At 67.4% G+C, this 23983-nt stretch carries 13 protein-coding genes; 10 read left to right on the top strand and 3 right to left on the bottom strand.

Annotated elements, in window-relative coordinates:
• Positions 1–1960, top strand: a 1960-nt coding sequence (locus tag KBX39_RS02075) for an MMPL family transporter (protein WP_210868910.1), incomplete at its 5' end; no start/stop codon positions are given.
• A 22-nt stretch (positions 1961–1982) separates the two neighbouring features.
• Here the strand turns inward: KBX39_RS02075 and KBX39_RS02070 are convergent.
• Entirely contained in the window at positions 1983–2645 is a 663-nt protein-coding gene (locus tag KBX39_RS02070; protein WP_113971935.1) for a response regulator transcription factor, read from the bottom strand.
• Complete coding sequence (locus KBX39_RS02065; protein ID WP_210868907.1) at positions 2642–3811, bottom strand: sensor histidine kinase; 1170 nt, start codon at positions 3809–3811, stop codon at positions 2642–2644. Before KBX39_RS02065 ends, KBX39_RS02070 begins: the two co-directional genes overlap by 4 nt.
• Positions 3812–4034: 223 nt before the next feature.
• Between KBX39_RS02065 and KBX39_RS02060 the strand changes: the two genes are divergently transcribed.
• Positions 4035–4541, top strand: coding sequence for a DUF1772 domain-containing protein (locus KBX39_RS02060; RefSeq protein ID WP_064446885.1), 507 nt, complete (start codon positions 4035–4037; stop codon positions 4539–4541).
• Positions 4538–5011, top strand: coding sequence for a hypothetical protein (locus tag KBX39_RS02055; protein WP_210868905.1), 474 nt, complete (start codon positions 4538–4540; stop codon positions 5009–5011). Before KBX39_RS02060 ends, KBX39_RS02055 begins: the two co-directional genes overlap by 4 nt.
• A 25-nt stretch (positions 5012–5036) precedes the next feature.
• On the opposite strand, the gene KBX39_RS02050 is transcribed toward KBX39_RS02055, so the two are convergent.
• Positions 5037–8108, bottom strand: coding sequence for a DUF3427 domain-containing protein (locus KBX39_RS02050; RefSeq protein WP_210868903.1), 3072 nt, complete (start codon positions 8106–8108; stop codon positions 5037–5039).
• A 523-nt stretch (positions 8109–8631) separates the two neighbouring features.
• Between KBX39_RS02050 and dpdE the strand changes: the two genes are divergently transcribed.
• Genes dpdE through dpdK form a run of 7 tightly spaced genes read left to right on the top strand, consistent with a single transcriptional unit; the run spans position 8632 to position 23825 of the window.
• Positions 8632–11673 (top strand): protein DpdE, encoded by a 3042-nt coding sequence (gene dpdE, locus KBX39_RS02045; RefSeq protein ID WP_312245538.1) that lies wholly within the window; start codon positions 8632–8634, stop codon positions 11671–11673.
• A complete protein-coding gene (gene dpdF / locus KBX39_RS02040; RefSeq protein WP_210868899.1) occupies positions 11670–14222 on the top strand; it encodes a protein DpdF in 2553 nt (850 codons plus the stop codon). The genes dpdE and dpdF overlap by 4 nt, the downstream gene beginning before the upstream one ends.
• Positions 14210–15121, top strand: a complete 912-nt coding sequence (gene dpdG, locus KBX39_RS02035) for a protein DpdG (RefSeq protein WP_210868897.1) — start codon at positions 14210–14212, stop codon at positions 15119–15121. Before dpdF ends, dpdG begins: the two co-directional genes overlap by 13 nt.
• Entirely contained in the window at positions 15118–18192 is a 3075-nt protein-coding gene (locus KBX39_RS02030; RefSeq protein ID WP_210868896.1) for an ATP-binding protein, read from the top strand. The genes dpdG and KBX39_RS02030 overlap by 4 nt, the downstream gene beginning before the upstream one ends.
• Positions 18193–18212: 20 nt before the next feature.
• Positions 18213–18878 (top strand): hypothetical protein, encoded by a 666-nt coding sequence (locus tag KBX39_RS02025; protein ID WP_210868894.1) that lies wholly within the window; start codon positions 18213–18215, stop codon positions 18876–18878.
• The gene (dpdJ, locus tag KBX39_RS02020; RefSeq protein ID WP_210868891.1) at positions 18871–23298 is read left to right on the top strand and encodes a protein DpdJ; all 4428 of its coding nucleotides are present in this window, start codon (positions 18871–18873) and stop codon (positions 23296–23298) included. Before KBX39_RS02025 ends, dpdJ begins: the two co-directional genes overlap by 8 nt.
• Entirely contained in the window at positions 23295–23825 is a 531-nt protein-coding gene (gene dpdK / locus KBX39_RS02015; protein ID WP_210868889.1) for a phospholipase D-like domain-containing protein DpdK, read from the top strand. Before dpdJ ends, dpdK begins: the two co-directional genes overlap by 4 nt.
• Positions 23826–23983 lie beyond the last annotated feature (158 nt).

The raw sequence follows: 23983 nt of genomic DNA, 5'->3' as shown, positions 1-23983 counted from the left end.
CGCCACCGTCGTGGTCAAACGCGGCGACGGCAAGCCGCTCACCGCGGCCGACGAGGCGCGCGTGGGGCAGCTCGCCGCCGCGCTCAAGGCGCGGAACATCCCGCAGACCTCCGGCTACCTGACCGGGCCGCAGGCTGTCGCGCCGGACAAGTCGGTGCAGGTGGTCACCGTCGGTCTCGACGCCGACAGCCCCGACGACCCGGGCCTGCTCGACGCCGTACGCGATCTGCGTGCCGCCCTCGGGCCGGACCTGGCCGGCAGCGGCCTGACCGCCGGGGTGGCCGGCGACGTGGCCAGCTTCGTCGACAACGAGGACACGTTCAACGAGGCGTTCGCGGTGGTCGGCGTCGCCACCATCGTCCTCATCATCGGGCTGATCCTGATCATTTTCCGCAGTCCGATCGCCGCGCTGCTGCCGGTGGTGGTCATCAGCGTGGTCATGTCCGTCACCACCGGCCTGGTCGCCGCCGCCGGCAAGGCGTTCGACCTCAACGTCAGCCAGGACCTGCAGACCATCCTGCTGATCGTGCTGTTCGGCATCGGCACCGACTACATCCTGTTCCTGCTGTTCCGCTACCGGGAGCGGCTGCGCGCCGGTGACGACAAGCGCACCGCGATGGTCGTCTCGGTGCAGCGGGTCGGCGAGGTCATCACCTCCGCCGCCGGTGCGGTCATCGTGGCGTTCCTGGTGTTGCTGCTCGCCTCGCTCGGCTTCTTCGGCTCGCTCGGCCCCGCGCTCGCCATCGCCGTCGGCGTCATGCTCGTCACCTCGCTGACCCTGATCCCGGCACTGGTGTCGCTGCTCGGCCGGTGGGTGTTCTGGCCGTCGAAGGCGTGGCAGCGCCCACCGAAGGCGACCCTGTCCCGGCGACTCGGCGCCGCCGTCGGCCGTCGCCCGGCCGTCGTCGCAGCCGCCTCCGGTGTGCTGCTCGTCGCGCTAGCCGCCGGGGTGCTCGGCTACAAGGCCGACTACGACTTCAGCGCCGGATTCCCGCAGGACACCGAATCGGCGCGGGCCGCCCAGGACCTCCAGCGCGGCTTCGCCGCCGGTGCGCTCGCGCCCACCGAGGTCTACCTGACCACCGGCAACGGCACCCCGCTCACCGACCAGCAGGTGGACGACTTCGCCGCCGCGTCGGCCAAGGCGCCGGGCGTTGGGCGGGCGCAGCCGCCGGAGCGCAGCGCCACCGACCCGAGCGTCGCCCGGATCAGCCTGCTGCTCAACGAGAACCCGATGTCCAACGAGGCGATCACGCTGGTCCGCGACGACCTGCGGGACGCGCTGCACGCCGCCGCGCCGCCGGGCACCAAGGCCCTCGTCGGCGGCGCCACCGCGATCTTCGCGGACATCAACTCGGCGAACAACAGGGACCTCTCGGTCATCCTCCCGGTCGCCGCCGGCCTGATCGCGCTCATCCTCGGGTTGCTGCTGCGCAGCCTCGTCGCGCCGGTCTACCTGGTGATCGCGGTGCTGCTCAACTTCGCCGCCACGCTCGGCGCGACCGTGTACGTGTTCCAAGGGCTCCAGGGCAACCCCGGCGTGACGTTCCAGCTGCCGATCATCCTCTACCTGTTCGTGGTGGCGATCGGCACCGACTACAACATCCTGATGATCGCCCGGCTTCGCGAGGAGGCGCGCGAAGGGCACGAACCGCACGAGGCCGCCGCGATCGGGGTGGAACACGCCGGCCCGACAGTCGCCGCGGCCGGGCTGATCCTGGCCGGCACGTTCGGGGTGCTGATGCTCGCGCCGATCTCGTTCCTGCAGCAGATGGGTTTCGCGGTGGCGATCGGGATCGTGCTGTCCGCGTTCGTCATGTCGATGTTCTTCGTACCGGCGCTGACCGGGCTGATCGGCCACACGGCGTGGTGGCCGGGGCACGGCGACGAACGGCGCAACGGCGGTGGCGGTGGCGGCCGGCACGCCGCGCCCGAGCCGGCCGACGCGACGCCGGTCTGACACTCACCCGCCCCGGCGCGGCTCAGCCCTCGCCGGGGCGGACCAGCCCGCTCTCGTACGCGATCACGACGAGCTGCGCTCGATCCCGGGCGTTCAACTTCTGCAGTAGCCGGCTCACGTAGGTGCGGGCGGTATCCGGGCTCAGGAACAGCGCCTGCCCGATCTCCGTGTTCGACCGTCCGGCGCCCACCTGCGCGAGCACGTCCCGCTCCCGCGCGGTCAGTCCGGCCAGCCGCGCCGGGTCAGCCACCGGCGAGCGGGCCGCCGCCGCGAGCACCCGCCGGGTGACGGCGGGGGACAGCAGCGCGTCGCCGCCGGCCACCGTCCGGACCGCGTCCCGCAGGGCGTCCGGCGCGGTGTCCTTGAGCAGGAAACCGGCCGCCCCGGCGCGGATCGCCTCGAACAGGTACTCGTCGTCGTCGAACGTCGTCAGCATGAGCACCTGCACGCCGTCCAGCGTCGGGTCGGTGAGGATCCGCCGGGTCGCCTCCAGCCCGTCCCCGCCGGGCATCCGTACGTCCATCAGCACGATGTCGGGCCGCTGCTCGCGTACCACGGCGAGGCCGCTGCGGCCGTCGCCCGCCTCGCCCACCACCTCGATGTCCGGCGCCCGGTCGAGCAGCGCCCGCAGGCCGGTACGGACGAGGTGCTGGTCGTCCACGAGGACGACGCGGATCGGGCTCACGCGGCGACTCCCGCCAGCGGCAGGCTGACCGCCACCCGGAAACCGGTGCCGCCGGATGCGGCGGTGCCGTTCTGGACTGTGTCGGTTTCGACGGTGCCGCCCAGGAGGGCGACCCGCTCGGCCATGCCGCGAAGGCCCTGGCCCCTGCCGTCCGCCCGACCAGCGGGTGAGCCGCGACCGTCGTCCACCACCTCCAGGGCGAGCCGGCCGGCCGTGGCGCGCACCGTGACGGTGACCCGGGTGGCCTCGGCATGGCGCAGCACGTTCGTCAACGCCTCCTGCACGACCCGGTAGACGGTGCTGCCCACCACCGCCGGGAGCCTGTCCACCGGCCCGTCGACGCGCAGGTCGACAGCGAGCCCGCCCTGGCGTACGCCGTCCACGAGCGCCGGGAGCCGATCGAAGCCGGGGGCCGGCTCCCGCGGCCCGGGTTCGCGGCGCAGCGTGCCGAGCGTGGCCCGCAACTCCGCCATCGCGCTGCCGCTCACCGAGCGGATCGCTGCGAGCGCGCTCTCCGCCTGCGCCGGATCGCTGTCGGCGAGCGCCTCCCGGGCCACGGCCGACTGCAACGTGATCACCGACATCGTGTGCCCGAGCGTGTCGTGCACCTCCCGGGCGATGCGCAGCCGTTCCGCCTCGACCTGGCGGGCCGCCTCCCGGTGGCGCTCCTCGTCGGCGGCGACCGCCTGCCGGATCAACGCCGCCCGCAGCGACCTGCGGTTGCGTACCGCATCACCGAGCGCGATGACGGCGAGCAGCAACGCCGCCTCCGAGCCCAGCTGCGTACCGACAACCACCCCGATGTCGTCGCCCTCGGCCAGCCGCGCGACCACCGACACGGCCAGCAGGCTCCCGGCAACCACAGCGGCCGGGAGCACCCGCCCGCGCTCGGAGCACCGGTAGAGCACGGCCGCGGCCGGAGCGGCCACCCCGACCGGCGGCAGATCCAGCGCGTAGTACAGGAGAATGGCGACCGCCGTGGCCAGCAGCGCCGGCACCGGCCACCGCCTGGCGCACAGCACCAGCCCGCCGAGCCCCGCGCCGAACACCACGGCGAGCGCCGCGCCGCCGGCTGCGGGCCGCTCGGCCGCCACGGCCACCACGACCAGGCCGAGCGTGGCCGCAGCGAGCAGCGCATCGGCACGTGTGGGCAGGGCGTCGGGCACGCCTCGAGCCTAGGTCCGCGCGGCCCCTCGCCGCTGTCGTCCGCAGGCGTCAGGGACAACCCCGAGGCGTACGCCGAGAAGCGACAACCGGTCGCGCGGCCACGCGGACGACGGTGCCCGGCCCCCGACCTAGCGTCGATGGCGTCCCCAAAACGTGAGGAGAACCCTCGTGGTACGCACACGACTGACCTGGATAGCCCTAATTGCGATGGTTTGGGCTTCGATGATGTCGTTCGGCGGGGTCGCCGCCGAGACAGTCATGCTCTACCCGAACATCTTCAACGACGCGCCCGCCTCCCTCGACCGGGCCCGCGAGTTCCTCGTCCACGGCGGCCCGCACGACTACTTCCCGCCGCTCGGCGCGTCGGTGATCCTGAGCAGCGTCGCCGCGACCCTGCTCACCTGGCGCGACGGCCGGCTGCGCTGGTGGATCGCCGGCGCCACAGCCGTCTTCGTCGTCTGCGAGTTCCTGTTCTCGGCGGTCTTCTTCTGGCCGCGCAACGAGATCATGTTCGTGGACCCGGTGGGGACGCACTCGCCGGAATACCTGCGGCAGGTCGCCGCGGAGTTCGTCGCTGGGCACTGGGTGCGCGTCGCCGGAGGGGCGGTCACCGCCGTCCTGGCGTTCGTCGCGCTGTTGAAGTTCGTGCGCTCGACCGCGCCGGCCCCGGTTTCGGCTCCCGCGCCTGCTTCTGTTTCGGTTGCGGATTCTTCCGAGGCGACGCGATGAGCGGGGCCCGCCGTACCCTCGGGTTCTCCTGGCCGGCGCTGGTCGCGCTCGCCGCGCTGGCCGCCCCGCGCGTGGCTCTGCACGACCTGGGCGTCGTGCCGGAGGGCACGATCGTGGCCGCGCTGCTGGCGGTCGGGCCGCCGCTGTGCTGGGTGGCCGCCGTGCTGTGGCGGCGACCGCCGCGCCCGTTCCTGACGCTTGTCGTGGTCGGGGCGCTGTACGGGGTGTTCCTCGCGGTCGGTCACCAGGTGTTCTGGGACTCGTCGCTGGGGATGGACGCGCCGGGGCTGGCCGGGCTGGCGCCGAAGGCGCGGGAGGCGTTGTTGCGGGGTGCGGCGGCGATGTCGAGCCTGGTCACCGGGACGAGGGTCGGGGAGTTCGCCGGTGGGACAGCGGTGTTGCTGAGCCGGGTGCTGCCTGCGCCCGGCCGACGTCCTGGGCAAGCCGGTGGTTCTCGCCCGCCCGCCTGAGCAGGCGAGCGGGCAAGAACCCGGATCAGGCGGCGATGGCGCGAGCGGCGGCGTACATGTCGGCGGGCAGCGGAGTCCGCAGCTCCCAGAGGATCCGCATCGGCCGGTCGCCGCTGTGCTCCCGGTACGTCATCGGCCCCGCGTACAGGTACGGCGGCGCGCCGAGATCCCGGTCGGCGATCTTCGTCTCGCGGACGAACAGGTGGACGGTCGAGCCCTGCGCGACGTGGTTGACGTATCGCTGCCCGGTGGCCGAGCCCGACGACGTGGTGCTCTGCGACTCCCATTGGAACAGGCGGTCGGTGATGGCGCGGTCGGCGTACATCGTGGTGGGGGAGTAGTGCTCCTCGGACTTCACGAGCGTGACGAAGAACAGATCCGCTCGCTCGTCGGGCAGCCACTTCACGGCCTCGCGCAGCGAGCCCGGGTTGGTCATGCCGAACGCCGCGCACGCCTCGTTGCGGCTGTAGCGGGCGTGCACCCGCAGCGGTACCCGACCTTGGGCAGGCGGCTCGGTGACCCGGTGGATACGGTCGCGCAGTACCTCGGCCACTTGCCGCAGTTCGGCGCAGCGCGCCGGTTCCGCCCACAGCCGCTTGAGCCGGGCGTCGCGTTCGGTCAGCGGCACCGACGGCCCCCACAGGCTGAAGTGCAGCATGTCGAGCAGCCGTCCGGCGGTGGGGCGCTGTCCGGCGGCGACCCGGGCGAGCAGATCCAACCTGTCGACGTCGTCGGTGTGCAGCATCCGACCGATGGTCCGGCTCAGGTCCCTGTCGTCCGGTCCACCGGCCGTCGTGTCGAGGCCGGCCAGGCGGCGTAGCCCGGCCCAGCCGCCGATGCTCCCCGACCGGTAAAGGTCCTCGATCTCCAGGCCGGTCTCGCGCAGGAAGTCGGACAGGCTCACGTCACCGAGCTGCCGTAGCTCGGCCACCAGCGCGTTCTTCGACGTCGGCATCGCCGACTTGAGATTGCGGAGGACGATGTCCTTCGCCACCCGGTCCAGTTCGATGTGGCAGCCGCTTGGCAGCGAGGGGAAGTCCTCCCGCACGGCGGCTTCGACAGCCCGTCGGCTCACCCCGGCGAGTGCCCGCCAGCGCAGATCGAAGCGGAAGTTCGCGTGCTGGCCGCCGATGAAGTCGAGCACTGTCAGACACGGCTTGCCGTCGTCCAGCCGCAGGCCCCGGCCGAGTTGTTGGAGGAAGATCGTGGCGCTCTCGGTGGGGCGCAGCATGAGGATGGTGTCGACCATCGGCAGGTCGACGCCCTCGTTGAACAGGTCGACGGTGAAGAGCACTCTCAGCTCGCGCTTGCGGAAGCGGTCAATCAGCGCGTGCTGATCTGCCCGCTTGATGCTTGATGTCACGGCCGCCGACGGCACACCGTGCCGCGTGAACCAGTCGGCCATGAACCGCGCGTGCCCACGGCTGACGCAGAAGCCGAGCGCACGCATCTGCCCGACATCAGCGATGCGTGTGACCGCTTGCAGGATGAGTCGGGCCCGAGCGTGATTGCCCGTGTAGACGCCGTCCAGTTCGCCGGTGTCGTACCCCTGCCCGCGCTTCCACCGCACGTGGGACAGGTCCACGTCGTCGTGTAGCCCGAAGTACTGGAACGGCGCCAGCAACTGCCGTTCGAGGGCATCCCACAGGTGCAGCTCAACCGTCGCACGGCCGTCGAACCACGAGCGCACGTCCCGGCCGTCACTCCGCTCGGGGGTCGCTGTCAAACCCAGGAGTACGCGCGGCCGAAGCCGCTCCAGCAACGCCGTGTAGGTGGCCGCCTCGGCGTGATGGAACTCGTCAACGATGACCATGTCGTACGCCTCGGGGTCGATCTCCTGCCGGTGCAGCGACTGGATCGACGCGAAGACGTGCTTCCAGCCCTGCGGTCGATCGCCGCCGACAAGCGTCTCGCCGAACGTGCCGTCGCCCATGACCTGGCGGAACACGGACCGGCTCTGCCGCAGGATCTGCTCCTGATGCGCGACGAAGAGCAGCGAGTCGACGTGGCCCGCCCGCTGGAGCCGGCGATAGTCAAGCGCTGCCACCACGGTCTTGCCGGTGCCGGTCGCCATCACCACCAGGTTGCGCCAGCGGCCGTGCACCAGCCGTTCGGCGTTGAGGTCGTCAAGAACCTCCTGCTGGTACGGGAACGGCCGCACGTCCAGGTTCGCGATCTCGGTCGGCGCCTCGTCGGCGCGTTCCCCGCGCAACGCGATGCGCAGACGTTCGGCGTCGGTTGCCGGGTCGTAGGTCTCGAACGCCGAGTCGTGCCAGTAGTCGGCGAACGTCGCCTCGAACGTGTCGACGACGTGCGGCTGCTCCAGGTTCGAGATGCGCACGTTCCACTCCACGCCGTCGACAAGCGCGGCCTTGGACAGGTTCGAGGAGCCGACGTACGCGGTGGTGGTGCCGTTCTTGCGTCGGAACAGCCATGCCTTCGCGTGCAGGCGGGTGGTGCGGGTTTCGTAGGAGACCTTGATCTCGGCGCCCAACTCGGCGAGCCGATCCAGTGCCCGCTGGTCGGTGGCGCCCATATACGTGGTCGTGATGACGCGGACCCGGCCACCTCTCGCGATCAACTCGGTGATCGCGGGCTCGATGATGCGCAGCCCGTGCCACTTGATGAACGCGCAGAGCAGGTCCACCTCGTCCGCCGAGGCCATCTCGTGGCTGACCTCGTGACCGATCCGCGGCTGGTGCCGGCCGTTGACCAGGAGCGCGCCGGTGGAGAGCGGTGTCGAGGGGCGGATCGGGAAGACAGGCGCGGCCGGCGGGGTGGGCGGCGCGGCGATGGCGTGCAGCAGACGCTGGGCGTCGGCCACCTGGTCCTCGGCGGTCACCGCACGGGGTTCGGCCTGGGCGATACTCTCGGCGATCCGGTTGGCCAAGTCGATCTGGCGAGCGAGTTTGTCGTCGCCGCGAACGGCTAGCAACGCTCGACGGGCTACCGCTCCGAGATGTCGAGCGAGCACATTGTGGGCGTCGGCTGGGTCGAACATGTGGCGCTGGACGACGGCATCTCCCATACGCTCGAGCTCGTCGGCGAGCGAACGTGTGATCACGTGTTCATAGATGCCCCGTTTGAGCTCCGTCATCTTGGCAAGGTAGCTGCGGCCCCGAGTTGAGACACGGATACTGCCCCGCCACGGGCCAACAAAGCTCCTGTCGAGTCTCCGACACATGAGGTGTGCTTTCCTGTGACGATCGTTAGCGCACTACCGGCGGCTGTGCGGCCCCAGCGCAAGATCAAGTCCGTGGGCGACGCCCTGAACTCGGGAATCCGAACGGGGCCAAAGGTTCCGCAGGGCAACTTCAACTTCGCAGGTCATTGACAGTGCAGAGAGGCGATGTGGGGTCGGCTGAACGGGTGAACCCCTGAGGGTCCCGCGACGCGCGCTCTCCCGGTAATGTCCCGACACATCTTATGGGGGAGGGGACGCTCGCTGGACTGAAGCCGCGGCCCACTGAAGGCGGTGGGCGATTGAATGAAGCCGCTCTACGTGTTTAGGCCCTTGCGCCGAAAGGTACCCTTTGTCCGGATTGCCCACCGCCTCGAATGCTTTTAGCCGGACGCGGCACGTCAGCGCTGGCGAGAAATCGCATCTGGTCAGACGGATTGTGCGCGAACTCGAGAGCCATGACGGTTTCGCATGGTGCGAGGCAGTTGAGGGTGGGCAGGCGCACCTCCGATACGTCGACTTGCCGGGCGTGCGCGAGGAAGTTCGCAAAGTACCTGCATCTAGGGTTCGTTTGGCGAAGCTTAACCATGGCGCGCGGGTCTGGGTGAGGAGCACGATGTATGGCTGGTTGGCAGGCGAGGTGGCCGGCCATCTGAGCCACGGCCGCTACCTCGTTCGGCTACACGCCGTGTCCGGCGACATCGCCCTTGAAGAGCAGCACCTGTTGGTGCGGTGGAACCGGCCACTGGTCGACCCGGTCGCTGCCGTCGCAGTTGGATTCTGTGATTCACCTGAGTACTACGAGGCGCGTTATCGCTTCCTTGACCAGTTGGTCCATCAACGCGGTGTCGCCCGAGGTTTTACCGCCGCGCTATCGGCGCCCATCGGGCTTTATCAGCACCAACTCGACACTGCCGCCAGGGTGCTGGCAGATCCGGTGCCACGCTATCTTCTGGCAGACGAGGTGGGGCTAGGCAAGACCATTGAAGCCGGCCTTGTTATCCGCCAGATGCTCCTCGATGACCCCGCGGCGATCGTGATGGTTTCCGCACCGGCCGAGTTGACGAGTCAATGGGAGGAGGAGTTGGCCGATCGGTTCCTCCTGGGGGAGGAGATTGACGCAGGAAGGCTGCAGTTGGCCTCCCACGAGCAACTAGAAGGCTACCGATCACTGGGGCATTTTGCGCTTGTTGTTGTAGACGAGGCGCATCGAACCGCTGATCTTCTCGACCGAACGCCCGCACTCCGCCTTAACCTTTTGCAAACAAATGCCCTCCTGCTGCTGTCGGCAACGCCAATGCGGAGGAATCATGCTACTTTCCTCGACCTGCTCAACCTTATTGATCCTGTCGCCTTCCCAAGGAACGACATAGAGGGCTTCCGAGAGCGAGTAGAACAACGCGAGAGAGAGGCCACCGGACTTCAGTTGCTTTCGTCGCCCCGCACTGCCAGGCGCCATCGCCTCAGCGTTCTGAACAATCTGGAACTGCTGCACGGAACGGACCCGACAGTTCTCCGCCTCGTGCAGGAGTGCCGATCGGAGGAGAACGCAGCGTCTCCCCTCTGGTCCGACCTTGTCAACTACGTGCGGGAAACGTACCGAGTCAGCAGGAGGATGGTTCGGCATCGCCGGAATACGCCAGCCACTGAAGACTACCCGGTGGCTGGCCGGCGCACGGTCTTCGTCCGGATTGATGACCCCGCCCGCCCAACAGTGGATGCGTTCCTAGAGCGATACCAGGAACATCTGGGGAGCCGAGCCAGTCGAAGCCTGTACGCGAGGGCGGTCCTCAACGGGCTAGGCGGACCACGAGCCCTTCTACGTCACCTGCAGTTGCGGCTCGCAGCATCGGCCGGGACTCATGACTTCGTGCCTCCGAACGACCGGCCGCTGCTGAAGGCAGCCGTGGCTCGCCTCCAACTGATGGACACGAGCGTGCGCCTGCGCTCCAGTCTCGAGGCAGTACAAGGTCGGCTCGACCAGGACCTGAAGGTTGTGGTGGTGGCGACATCGCCTGACACGGCTCGGGAGTTCTACGAGCATGCCACCGCCCGCTGGCCGGGGCAGGTCGGCAGGCACTTCGGCGGTGCGGGTCAGAGCGACCACGAAGAGGTCGTGTGGGATTTCCTGTCAGCGTCGGGCGGCCAGGTGCTGGTCGGCGACCAGTCACTCGAAGAAGGCCGTAACCTGCAGGATGCACACGTACTCGTGAACTTGGACCTGCCGCTCGATCCGAACCGCCTAGAGCAGAGGATTGGGCGCTTGGATCGATACAGTCAGCGACCAGGTGCTGCTGAGATAGTTGTCTTCTCTGAACCGGACAGCGATTGGGTCAGCGCGCACCTACGCCTACTGGCCGACGGAATCGGAATTTTCGAGCAGTCCGCCGCGACGCTACAGCACAGGTTGGCCGAAATTCTGGATGAGGTGACCCAGCGGCTGCAGCAGTCCGGCAGGCATGCGTTCGATTTCGACCTTGCCGAGCTGCGGGCCAACCTTGAGGAGGAGCGCGAAGAGGTCGACCTTCTGGAGGAAGTCGAGTCCGGCGCACTTACATCCCACTTCGACCAGGCAGCCGTGGTTGAGCTCCGCGAAGCGGAACAGGATGTCGCCGAGTTGCGCGAAGCGTTCGCGCGCCTTGTCGGGAGGCGAGGAGGCGTCGGGCTTCACACTTATGGGGACCCGAACAAGAGCCTCGTGCATTTCGGCTCGGAGATCCACGGGCTTCCCGCCGATGCAGTAGACGAGGTACGCCCGCTGCTCAAACGGCCCCGCGCATACTCGCGCGACGCGGCCATCGCCCGAAGAGGTGCTGCCCCGCTACGACTCGGGGACCCCCTCGTCGACTGGCTTGCCGGATACCTCCAGCGGGACGAGCGGGGACGGGCACACGCCTTCGTCCGACTCTGCTCGGCGGTCGAAGTACCAACTCTCTGGCTGCATTGCGACTTCCTGGTGGAATTTGACGCCTCCCACGCTCAGGTCACCAGTGAAGCCGAGCGCCGGCGTTTGCGGCGCCGGGCCGATGCTCTGCTGCCACCAGCTATCGTTCGCACTTGGACGAGCGCCTCCGGCTACGCCCCAGCAGACCTCGTGCGGGATGTACTGGGCTTACCGTTCGACCCGGGATCCGACGAAGTGTTGAGGGGCGAACTGTGGGAGAAGGTGTTGTCCGCTTTCCCTGACTGGCAGCAACTATGCCAGATGGCCGGAGAGACAGCCTATGACACCCTGCAGAGGTCGCCGGCGCTGGCGAGCGCACCGGCGGCCGCGGCGAAGCGGGCACAGGAGGAGGTAGCGGGGCGCCTCGCTGTACTGCGTGCCAGATCGGAGCGGCTAAGTTCAGCTGCTGAACGTCTTGGCGCGCAGTTGGACCTTCAGCGCGAGGAGGCTCTCGGCCAGGCGCTGGAGCGGGGGATCGGGAAGCCCGCTGCGATCATGACTGCTTGCGGCGCGATTGTCCTCTGGCCGGCCTCATGACAGAGCGCGGGCCATCACTCGATCAGGACGAGCAACTTCGTCAACTCCTGGCCTCCCCCGCGGTCGGTGCACCGGTCTTCGAGGACGATCTCTATGCCCGGGTGGCGCAAGTTGTCGGCGACGCCAAGAGCGCTGACCTTGACCTCGCTGTGCTCATCCGGCATCTCCTGCGGCGGTGGTCCCTGGTAGCCAAACGGAACGTGCGAGTCACCGTCTCCCCAGAAATCTCCGCCCGGCTACGCCGAGTGGCTGGCGTCGTAGACCTACGAGAGGAGTGGGGTGGCATCTGGTTCGCGCCTGCCTGGCAGCCCAAGTGGCTCGATCTGTCGGGAGAAGCACCGGACGCCGCAGCTGCGGCTGGCACGAAATTGGGGCAACGCTTTCACCAGGACGACTTGCCAGCCGACCCGTTCTTCGAGCGTTACACCGGACATTCGCAGTACCGCACCGCTGGCCAACGTGCCGCCTGCCGGGCCGTAGTGTCGGTTCCGGCCGGCAGCAGCATCATCGCCATGCTGCCCACGGGCTCCGGTAAGACGGAGGTAGCGCTCTGCTTGGCAGAACGGTACCCGGACGCCGTAACCATAATCGTCGTGCCGACTGTGGCGCTGGCCTACGACTTCGAACGCCGCTTCCGAGATCACTACGCGCGCAGGAACCCCCGGGTGGACAAGTCCGCCCTGCATTTCGCATGGACTGCCAGCACGAACGAGGATTCGAGGCAAAGCCTGCGGCGTCGGGTCCTTGACGGCACACAACCGATCCTCGTCACCTCGCCAGAGTCTGTCAGCAGGGCACTGCGCTCACTGTTGATGGAGGCTGCGTCCGGCGGTCGCCTCGGAGGCTTCGTCGTCGACGAGGCCCATCTGGTCACTCAGTGGGGGCGAGACTTCCGCCCCGAGTTCCGGACGCTTGGCAACCTTCGGGATGAGCTCGTGAAGCGGGCCGGGGAAGTAGGACATCCCAGCCCGACGACGCTGCTACTCAGCGCAACTCTGGGTTCGCACGAACTGCGGGACCTGCGGGATCTCTTCGGATCCGCGGACACGTGCACTTTGATCGCGGCCAACTCCCTCCGGGCCGAGCCCGATATGTGGATCAGCGACGCGGACGACGACCAGCAGCGCGAGGAGTGGGTGCTTGAGGCCCTGGCGCACCTGCCGCGGCCAGCCGTGCTCTATGTCACCGCTCCGGAAATCGCCCAGCGCTGGCTGACTCGCCTACGCGACGGGGGGTATCGACGGGTTGCGACGGTGACGGGCGAGACCAAGTCTGACGATCGCGCCCGCGTGCTGGCCGACCTCCGTGCAACAAACGGCCAGCCAAGCAAGGTGGACCTCGTCGTCGCCACGTCGGCCTTCGGCCTCGGTATTGATTACGGACATGTTCGGGCCGTCGTGCATGCCTGCCTGCCCGAGACGGTTGACCGGTGGTACCAGGAGTTGGGTCGGGGTGGGCGCGACGGCGACGCCTCGATTGCGCTCCTGGCGACTGCCCCGCAGGACCGTCGAGAGGCTGCAAGTCTCGGGATCACGGTGCTCACCGCCGATACTGCTCGAGAGCGATGGTCAGACCTCTGGCGCCACCGTCGAGAGTTGCGCGGGACGTCTTTCCTCGATCTAGAAGGCAGCCGCGGTGTCGGCCGGGGATCGTACAACCGCCGCTGGAATGCCCAACTCGTTCAGGGCCTCGTAGAGCTGCGTCGAATTGGCCGCTTCCAGGTCGACGCAGAGGATCTGGCCGAGTTGGTCGGGGACGGCGACGATCAGCAGGCCGACTGGGCGGCCGTGAATCTGACTCAGGGCGACCTCGCCACCGCTCAGTTCTGGTCGCAGGAGTGGACGCCATGGCAGAAGGCTGAAGCAGGGCGCTCCATCCAAGCCCTGGAACTCATGGAGTCAGTTGCCAAGCGAGACGTACGGGCTTGCGAGGCGATCGCACAGGCGTACCGTCCAGACAACGAACTCTATGCGCTGTTCGGCCAGGCAGCCCACTTCGTCGAGCCCGCCTCGCCGTGCGGGCGGTGCCCAGGTTGCCGAGCATGCGGGGAGAATAGGGCGGACGAACGGCCGCCTTGGCCGTCCCAGGCGTGGCCACTTCCAGGCGATATGATGGCTGACCTCAAAGACCTGGCGGACGCCGCGGGCGCCCGTGACGGTCTTATCTTCCTCCTGGCGGACGACCATGAGCGAGTCACTCCCCCGCTCGCTCGCGCACTGGTCCGCCGAGGCGTCCGGCACATCGCCGGGACTGTCGGAGGTCTTGTAGAGGACCCTGATTGGCTATTTGTCGACCCCTTGCCTGTCACTCCAAGCGACCTGACGCCCTGCTCTTCCTTTGTGGTTTGGCCACCAGGACGCCGCATCCCGAGATCCTGGCTGAGCCCGCGAGCCCGAATGTCTCGGCGGCTCGCCGCTCCCCCGGCATTCGATGTGCTGCTGGTGGCGAGTGGGGCCACCATCGGAAGTAGTGAGGTGGGGCGGGATCTCGCGGGGCTCGACGCCGACACCGCCCTGCACATTCTGGGGAGCAATTCGTGGACTATCTGAAGCGGCACGTACTCGCAAGCGTTCCCGCATTGCTAGTGATCAGCCGGTATCTGGCGACGCAACTCGACGGTGTGGAAGAGAACGAGTTGCAGAGGGTGCTGCGACCAACGGCCATGGCCGAGACGCGTGGTGTCTCATCCGCTGGCGACGACCCCTCAAGCGTCCTCACCTCATCTTTGAGCGTTGGCGAGGACCTGGGGCTGTTCGACAGCGAGCGCGGCGGGCGTGGGCGACGCATATGGAAGCTGACAGACAGCATTCGCGGGGAGGTTGGGCCACTCCCATCCGCAGACTCCCGCGTTTTTCGCAGCCTGGTCCTCCGTCTGCTCTCATCGCGAGCGCTGGAAGAGGTGAGGGCCGGGAACAAGCCGTCCGACGTTGCGCTCGCCCTAACCTGGATCTTGCTACGGGATCCACTGGAACCTCTTTCGGTGAATTGGGACAAGGGGCCAGAGACCGCGTTCGAGAAGGCCGGCATGCGTAACGCTGTTGAGAACGTCGAGCAGTGGGGAGCCTTTCGGCGTTGGATCCGGTCCCTCGGGATAGCGACGGTCGCACAGGTCGGCAGGCAGGATGCCTACCTTCTGGTAGACCCCACCAGGGCACTGCTTGACGTCCTCGACAGACTGCCGCAGCAGGAACGCGCGGAGCAGTGGTTCCGTCAACTACATGAGATCCTGCCCGTGCTCGGCCATCCGGCCCTCATTTCGGCCCTGCCGCAGGGCAGCGTACGACCTCAGGGAATTTCCGCCTCGGTAGCGCTAGCCGCACAAAAGCTGAAGCGCCGAGGAATCCTTGATCTCGCCCCATCCGCCGACGCGAGCACCGCAGCTGTCCTCCGGATCGGCGACCAGAGTTGGCGGATTGGCCAGGTATTTGTTGCGGAGGTGGCCGCATGACCAGCACGATGAAAGGTTTCCGCTGCTGGACAAACGCGGACGTCCGCCAGACGGTCTACTCCGACATCGGTGCATTGCCCAGCGATGCAGGCGCAGTTTTCCTCGCGGCGCACACGCCCATGGTCGTGTCGCACCCCAGGGGGGAACAGTTTCCGGGCGATGGTTCCGACGAGCGTCAGGTCCTAGGCGCCCTTCAGGCTCACATCGGAGATCCCGACCGGAATACGCTAATCGCGGTCACCGGTGAATCGGGAGCGGGCAAGAGCCATGTGGTCCGGTGGGTCAACGCACACCTAGACCCAAGTCCTCGCTATCACGTCCTCTACGTGCCGCGTGCAGTGCAGACTATCCGCGACCTGCTCCGGCGTATCGTCGCTGGTCTCCCCGGCAGTGGGGGGCAGGACCTGATGAAACGCATCGACGCGGCCGTGGGGAAGACGACGCCTGCCGAGTTGCAGGACCGACTCCTGGAGGAGATGCGGCTCGCCCTTACCTGGACGCTCGAGTTGCAAGCAGGAAGCAACGACGAGGACCCGGACAAGCGGAGCGCTCGGGAGGAGCGCAACAACCTCCTCGGAGAGCCGGACGAGAACGGAAAGCGCCGGGACGGCCTGGCTGATCTTCTGGTCCTGACACAGGTGAACCGAGCCCTTCTCCGGTCAGGTGGATTACTCGATCACGTCGTACAGTCGATCTTCGCGCAGACATCCCGTCGGGATGAACAGCAGGAGCGGTTCGAGGACGCGGACTTACCATTGCGTGTGCCGGGTGTGCGCAGAGAATTGGCTCGAAACGGTAACCTTCGCGTTCTGTGGGATCAGATCACGTTGGATCCCGAGCCGGCATTGCGGTTGCTGGATGAGGCACTGCGCAAGGCCCTACCCAGGACCATCGGCCTGCACGATCACACGGGCGAAACCCTGAGCCTGCTGTTTCAGCGCTCCCGGCAAGCGCTTCGCCAACAGGGGCGCGAACTGGTCCTCCTCTTCGAGGATCTCGCCCAGTTCGGTCTGGTCGACGGTGAACTGTACGACCAGTTCGTCATTCAACCCGGACCCGACATGGCTCCGCTACGCGTCCTCTTCGCGGTGACCGAGGACCGCTACGCAGACTTCCCAGAGACGGTACAGACGCGCATCACGCATCAGTTCAAGGTCGGCAACTTCCCCCTCGAGGATCGTGACGCCTTCGTGGCCCGCTACCTGAACCTCGTCCGCCTCGGGCGTAAGAATGTCGATTCTGCCTGGTCTGCGGCGCGCAGCAGTGGAACAGAGGACTGGGTGCCCAACGCCTGTGATACTCGCGAGGAGGGGTTGCCGTGCCGGTTCCGCAGTCAATGCCACGCGGGCTTCGGCAACACCTATGTCCCAGGACTGGGCGAGGTCGGGCTCTATCCGTACAACAGCACTGCACTACGGCGGTCTCTTGAGGCCCGTGGCTCAGGTGCAACGCCGAGGCAGATCCTGGACATCTGCGTCTCAGAGGCGCTCGTCGAGGCCGAACCCCACATCGTGCGCGGCACCTATCCCCACGAGCGCGTGCGCGAGCGTTTCGACTTCAAGGTCCAACGTGGGAAGGAGATTCTGCTCGGCGGCCGAATGGGTGACGAAGCAGAGCGGCTGTATCGAGCCCTCGTGATTTGGGGAGACGAAGAGCCCCTACCGCCCGCCGTTGCCGAGGCCTTCGGGCTCGACAACGGCGCGGCACGCCAACGGCAGGCGACGCCTATCATCCCGCCCAAGCGCCGTGAGGAACCCCCGCAGGCGCAACCGAGTCCCCTCTTGCATCTCTTTCAGTGGCAGAACGGTGAGCGGCTTCCGGATAGCCAGGTAGACCTCTACAGGGACATCCTTCACCGTCTCGTGTCCTCCCGCCTCGATCTTGACCAGGACTTGTTCCACACTGCGACTGCGAACACGCCTGGTGCCGAAATCCTGAGCGGTCTCATTAGCCGGCAAACGTTCGACTTCGGCTCGGACGCTCGTGGTCGATCTGCCGGTGCCGGGAAACTTCGCTTCGAACTACATCGCAGTGCGGAGGACATCCGGGTCCTGATCGCGGCGCGGTGGTTCGTGGACCACGGGCACTGGCTCTCAGACAAGGGCGGATGGCCGTGGCCAGAGGGCTACGATCCGGTCGAGATGATGATCAGCCTCGAAGAGCGGCTGGATTACTGGGCCGAGCTCGTCCGGACGGCGTTCCGGGATTACGTCGGTGGACGGGACCTGGCGTGCGCGGCGGTGGGCACCCGAGCAGTGGCGCTACTCGCCGCCGGAGCCTCGCCCGACCAACTTCGTGACGTCGGCGCTGTGCTGACTGGGACCGCCGGAGCGGTCATCAAGAGCACATCGGGCTGGGCACGCGTGGACAGCGTGGCACGCGATGTGCTGCGCGATGTACGGGCGACTGACCTGGTGGGACAACTCGCGGCGGTGCGGCAGGGACCGACCGGCAAACCACAACTCATCGATGCCGCCGAGCTTGAGGCTGGCCTTCAACGAGTGCTCAACGCACCTGCAGAGCAGCTTAATGCTGTGGCGACGCGATACGTCGACGCTGCGCCAGTCGTCGCCAAGGCGGCCCGGGACCTGCTTTCCGCCATGGAGGGAGAGACCGAAGGTTTCCTGGCGGAGGTGGCTGCGGCCGTCAAGGAGTTGGCCGGCGGCCTCGAAGGGCAGGCGCCGAGGTCCGTTGCCCAGGCCGCGAAGGAGGTAGGAAAGCGTGCTCTCGACAGCCACCTGTTCCGTCCTCATGACGGCTGGTTCACGTTCAGCAACGCGCTTGACCGGCTCGAGGACCTACCAGCCGACCTTCCGCTCGACTGGCACGCAAACCTGGGAGCGTCAGCCGTGCAAGAGGCCCTAAACGTCCAGCACTGGGCACGAAAGGCGGTCTTGGGAGCCCAGGACCTCCGCTTGGTCCGGCAAAACATGGCAGCGACTCGTCGGGAGTGCACCCACAGCGGAGGGCAGGCCGGCGATCTAGACCACCTGTCGACGACAGTGTGCCGGAAGCTCGGTCAGCTTGAGGTCCTGCTCCAGGCGCTGAGTACCCCGGGGGGCGAAGAGTGACTAACGCCACGACGTGGATCTTGGAGACCCGCGTAGCGGTCGACCAGGCCAGCGGCACCCTGCGGCTGGAGGCCGACCTTGACGCGCTTCGCCAGTTCGACGAGCAACTTGACGATGCCCTACGGGAGCTCACGGCATTGGCTCAGGCTGCAGCTCTCGGAAGTGGCGACTGGTGGGCTCCCGTGGACCCCACACCGGACCTCTGGACTCAACTTAGGTCGGCACAACGTGAGCTGGACACACGGCAGTTGGGTTCGGTCCTACGCCTGCTCAACGGGTTGAGGAGCCAGGTGCGGGAGGCTGTACGAGACGGGTGGAGCGATCATGTCGCGTCGCAGGCCGGTAATGCACTCGAACTCCGAGACCTGGTGAAGGCACTCGCCGGCGTCGAGGGGCTCGAGGCTGTGGCGCCCAGATTGGATGCAGCCCTCGTCCACCTGGCGCGGCTTCAACGTAAGCCGCCCGACGCTGACGCGGTGCGGGTGCTCGCGGAGGTCACCGAACTCCTGACACTGCTTGAGCAGCGGCTGCCTGCAGCGGTGAAGGGGTTTGTCTCTGCAGCGACACGGGGCGGCGCGGCACTCGACCTCCTCGACGATGACGTGCGAAGTTGGCTTGTCGACAACAACGCTCTTCACAACTTCCGGGTGGTGCCGGGGCGGCCTCAGGATGGCAACAGTGGGTGAACCGGCGCTCGAGGCGCTCACGGCCATCGAGCTTCATGAGGCGGAACTGCTCGCGTGGGGAGCAGTTGGCGCCGAGTGGACTGAAGACGAACTCCTGGCTCTGCTGGCGGACCATGGCGAACCGACCCAGTTGCTACGTGACCTGGTCGATGCCGCGCTCGTTGTCCGCTCCCCGGCCGGCGGCTACCGGTCCCGCAGTGCCGAGACCGTACGTCTGCTCTCCATGTTGCGTCAGGCATTCCCGGGAAGGCGAGTTACCGACGGCCGGCCACTAGTGCTGGATCATCGGTTCCTCCATCGGCCGCGTAGGCGTCCCAAGCGGGACGTAGCCGCCGGAAAAGTACTCACGGAAATCCGCGGGTCGCTTGGTCATGCAGGCCTCGCCACCGCGAAGCGGATCATTCCGGCGTGGCTGTCCGGATTTCAACAGCGGAGTACAGCGGCCGTGCTGGAGGCGCTGGTCAGCGGCCAGCAGGCGGGAGCGATGATCACCGCTGGGACCGGCAGTGGAAAGTCATTGGCCTTCTACCTGCCATTGATCAGTTGGTTGGCTGACCAGACGGCCGCGAGGCGGAGTGGGCCACGAGACGGCACACTCGCTCTGGCCCTCTATCCCCGTAACGAGCTATTGAAGGACCAACTGCGAACGCTAGTCGGGTACGCGAAGCGCCTCGGCGAGACCGACCGTTCAGAGGGTGCGACATTGAGCGTCGCGACCTGGTTCGGTCCCACGCCCGCCTCCGCCTACCACGTTCAGAAGGGCTGGGCTGACGGCTGGGAGAAGCGCGGAAGGGGCTACGTCTGCCCGTACCTGCGATGCCTCGAGTGCGACGCGGAGTTGGTATGGCCTGAGGCTGACTGCCGTGCTGGCGATGAGCGGCTGGTGTGCACCTCCTCCTCCTGCAAGGCGGAGGTGGAGGGCAAGTACCTCAGGCTGACGCGCGATCGGGCACGGCAGCAGCCAGCCGATCTCATGCTCAGCACGACCGAGTCGCTCAACCGGCAACTTGCCGCTCCAGGCAACCTCGGTGCGTTCGGTATTCGTCCGGCCACCCTCGCCGCCGTCCTGCTGGACGAGGTTCACACGTATGAGGGCACCGCTGGGGCGCAGAACGCCCTCCTGCTGCGCCGGCTCAAACACCGGCTCGGCCGTACTCCGGTGTGGGTCGGCCTGTCGGCGACGCTGCGTCACGCGGGTGACTTCTTCTCCCGGCTCGTGGATCTGCCGCCCAACGCCGTCACTGTCGTCGAGCCAGACGTCGGCGAACTGGAGGAGTCAGGGGCTGAGTACCTCCTAGCGCTTCGCCACGACCCACACTCCGGGACCGGTACGCTTTCCACCACCATTCAGGCCTGCATGGCGCTCGCCCGATGCCTCGACTCAACCGGGGATGACCCGTTCAACCCACCGCCCTCGTCCGGCGGCGCTTTCGGCAGTCGGCTGTTCGCCTTTACCGACAAGCTAGACAGCACCAACCGCCTCTACTGGGATCTTTTGGACGCCGAAGGCTGGCGGTGGCCCGGGAAGCTTGTCACACGTCGCCCGCAGACCCTCGCGCACCTGCGCGGGGCAAAGCAGGGACGGATGGCGGCGAACCAGCGGGAGGCCAGCGGTGACCGCGATCCCGACGGGCAATGGTGGTGGCTGGCAGACCACCTGGGTCACGGCGTGGAGGCGGATCGACCCTTGCAGATCGGACGTACCAGTTCGCAGGATCGGGGAGTTGCTACCACCGCCCAGGTGATCGTCGCGACCGCAACCCTCGAGGTCGGGTTTGACGACGATCGGGTGGGCGCGGTCCTGCAGCACAAGGCGCCACACGACGCCGCGCAGTTCCTGCAGCGCAAGGGCCGCGCCGGAAGAATGCCGTTGATGCGCCCGTGGACCGCGGTAGTGCTTAGCGACTGGGGCCGGGACCGCCAGGCGTGGGACGCGTACGAGGCCCTGTTCGACCCGGACCTACCGCCGAGAAACCTCCCCATCGAGAACTTCTACGTACTGCGGATCCAGGCGGTCTACGCTCTTTTCGACTGGCTGTCCATCGAGTTGGGTTACTCCGCCGGTGAATCGACCTGGGAAGACCTGGCGGGTCCCGCCTCAGCGCTGTTCCGCGAGAACCCCAAGAAGCAGTCAGAGGCGCGTAGCCGGCAGGCGGCCCTGTCGACTCTGCTCGATCGGCTGTTGCGCCCCGGCCCGGAACGAGAGCGGCTCCGGCGCCACCTCCGGGACGCGCTCGCCATCGGCAAGGGCGAGTGGGCGGACAGTGTGGTCGATACCCTCCTGTGGGACGCGCCCCGGCCCCTGCTGCTGGCGGTGGTGCCGACGATGCGTCGTCAGTTGCGAGACCAGTGGCGTGGCGAGGAGCCACTGGAAGACGACGCGGGGCTGCGGACGCGCACTCCTCTGCGGCAGTTTGTGCCGGGCAACCTTTTCGACGATCTTCTGGTCCCCGATGTCGAGTTGCAGGTGCCCGGGCGCGGTGGCGAATTGGAGGTCGCGCACCTCCCGGCACTGAGGGCGCTGAACGAATTCTGCCCGGGCAACGTGAGCAGGCACTTCGGCGTGTGGGCGACGAACAAGCGGCATTGGCTGCCGCTGCCCACTATTGCTGCCGCTGACCAGGAACTGCTGGTCGACGTGGTGAGCACCTACCGTGCGGCGCTGGTGGACCTGATCGACGAGGGCGACGACCGGGTCGCCGTCTATGCGCCGACGGCCGCAGCCTTAGAGCCTGTCCCGGACAGCGTCCGGGACGCGTCCAGCGTCCGCCCCGAGTGGCAGTTCCACGTGTCAACCCTCGCCGCCGGCTCCCCGGTCCGGCTGGCCCGGCGTGTTAGTCGGTTGCTCGACGCGCTCACCGCCCACCTCCATGTCCAAGGCGGTGGGGTTCGGACAGTGCGGTACGCCAGGACAGCACGCGGGACGGTGTGGGAGCCCCGCCCTCGACCGGTCGCCCTGAGCTTCGGTATTGCCGGGGAGCCCGGGTGGCTGCCGGCCGCCGTGGGCGTGGACGTGCAGTGCGACGCCTTGGAAGGCAAGGTCCGGATCCCCGACGAGATCCAAGTTCCCACTGCCCAGGAGCGGTCGCAGCGCCTACGGCACCGGCTCGAGGTCGAAGCTGAACTCCCGGACACCATGTCGATCTTTGACCGCGACACTCTCGTTGAAGTAGTGCTTCTCGCCGCTGCATCGGAGCAGGTCGAGAGCGGGAAGCCGTTGGACGAGCCAGGTCTAGCGGGTGCGTTGCGGCAGGCAGCCGAGACTTTGGGCCTGGCGGTTGATGATGAGACCGGCGAGCGGAACGAGAACGACGAGCGGCGCTGGGAGAACTGGCTCGGCGATTCCACGCTGCTCTCTGCTGTGCGGGACGCGTTGCGGGAAATTTCGGGCGATGACCGTTCGCCGGCATGGTCCACGTGGTGGCGCAGGCGATTCACCCTCTCGGTGGCTCAACTCGCCCTGGCTGCGCTCTCGACGCTATGTCCCGGCGTCGACACCGACGACCTCATGGTGGACTTGTCCTCCGAAGACGACACCGTGTTTTGGATTTCGGAGCCCTCACCTGGTGGGACGGGCCACGTCGAGGCATTCCAGCGGCTACTCGCGGAAAATCCCGAGGCGTTCGCTCACGCGCTCGAGGACGCACTCACCCCGTCTGAGGCGGAGACGATGGACGAGGAGCTCAGCCTGCTGGTCCATACGGGGGCAGCGGAGGTCCGGTCGGCGCTTGACGAGCTCCGGGTCTCTTGGCGTAACGGTCACGCTGTTGTCGCCCGGGCAATTGAGCGCGTGGACGAGGCGGCACAGGCGCACGGTCTGGCCCTGGGTGGTGCAGCCCGCTCCGCGCTGAGCACCCGCCTTGCCGGGCCGGGTGCCCATCCTCGCCTCTTGGCGGAAGTCGCGTCATGGCTGGATCTGCGAGATCAGGCGGCCGAGCAGACTGGAATCGAGGTGAGTGCCCGGACGCTCGGGGGGCTCCTGGCCGACCACGTATACCTCGACGAGGTGCTGCACCTTGGAGCCGGGGTGACCGCCCAGCGACGGGTCCGCGCGGTATCCAACGTACTGTGGCCGTGGGGCCAGACCGCCCAGCCGACTGTCGCCTCAAACCCCTATGCCCCCCGCCTTGCGGCGTCGTTTCCCCTCGTGCGGGACCACGTGGACCTCGGACCGGTCGTGTTCGACGTCGCGCCGTGGGATGACAAGCGGCGTAAGGAACTCCACGAACTGCTGATTGAGCAGCGTGAGGTGGCGCTGCGGGTCGGGCACGCCGATCGGACGGTACTGCGATCTATCCTCCTGGACCTACAGACCCAACCGATCGAAGTCGGGGCCCTCCTGTGCCATCCGGTGGTCCTCGGCGTACGGAAGACCGGTCTCTTCCTGGAAGCCCGGGTGTTGCTACGGGAGGCGCCGTGAACAGGGTCATTCGTAAGTCCAAGGCGCAGAGCGCGAGCGAGGTACTGGACCTGCTCGGCGCGCTGTTCGCTGCGGAACTCGTCAGCCCCAGCAAATGTCTGTGGCTGGTGTCGCCGTGGATCTCCGACGTCGAGCTCGTCGACAACCGCGGCGGCACCTATCCGGCCCTGACCCGCTATGGTCGCCGGTGGATCCGGCTCGCTGAGGTCCTCACCAGCTTGGCTGCGGAAAAGACGCGGGTCGTGATTGCCACGACGTCCGACGCACACAACGACGCCTTCCGCCGTCGCATTGAACGGCTCACCGTCGACATGCGGGTTACCGACCAGGTCTCCATGATCATGAATGCCACTCGCGGCCTGCACACCAAAGCCCTGACCGGCGATGACTACGCCCTGGCTGGCAGCATGAACATCACCTACAACGGCATCCTCCTCAACGAGGAGCAGGTGGAGTTGAGACGCGATCCCGCCTACGTCGCCCAGGCGCGAATGGACGCCTTCGACCGCTTCGGGGGTGCACTGTGACGGTGCTGGAAGCGCTGCGGGCCGGCCTGGGAGACCTGACCCGCTTCAAGGGCCTCCGCCAGCGCGTGGAAATGCTCGTAGAGGGACAGGCAACGGACTGGGTCAGCGGTAATGGTGGCTGGTTGGTCATCCCGCTTCAGCGCGACCCTCAGGGGTTC

This window comes from Micromonospora sp. D75 (assembly GCF_018070405.1).
In the GTDB taxonomy this organism is placed as follows: Bacteria; Actinomycetota; Actinomycetes; order Mycobacteriales; family Micromonosporaceae; genus Micromonospora; species Micromonospora chalcea.
Note: the sequence above shows the minus strand (reverse complement) of the source record. Positions and strands in the feature narration are given on the sequence as shown.

Bases quoted from the DNA above. Each gene is read 5' to 3' on its own strand.
- KBX39_RS02060 (WP_064446885.1), top strand. From the start codon at position 4,035: ATGATGTCGTTCGGCGGGGTCGCCGCCGAGACAGTCATGCTCTACCCG.
- KBX39_RS02055 (WP_210868905.1), top strand. From the start codon at position 4,538: ATGAGCGGGGCCCGCCGTACCCTCGGGTTCTCCTGGCCGGCGCTGGTC.
- KBX39_RS02050 (WP_210868903.1), bottom strand. From the start codon at position 8,108: ATGACGGAGCTCAAACGGGGCATCTATGAACACGTGATCACACGTTCG.
- dpdF (WP_210868899.1), top strand. From the start codon at position 11,670: ATGACAGAGCGCGGGCCATCACTCGATCAGGACGAGCAACTTCGTCAA.
- KBX39_RS02030 (WP_210868896.1), top strand. From the start codon at position 15,118: ATGACCAGCACGATGAAAGGTTTCCGCTGCTGGACAAACGCGGACGTC.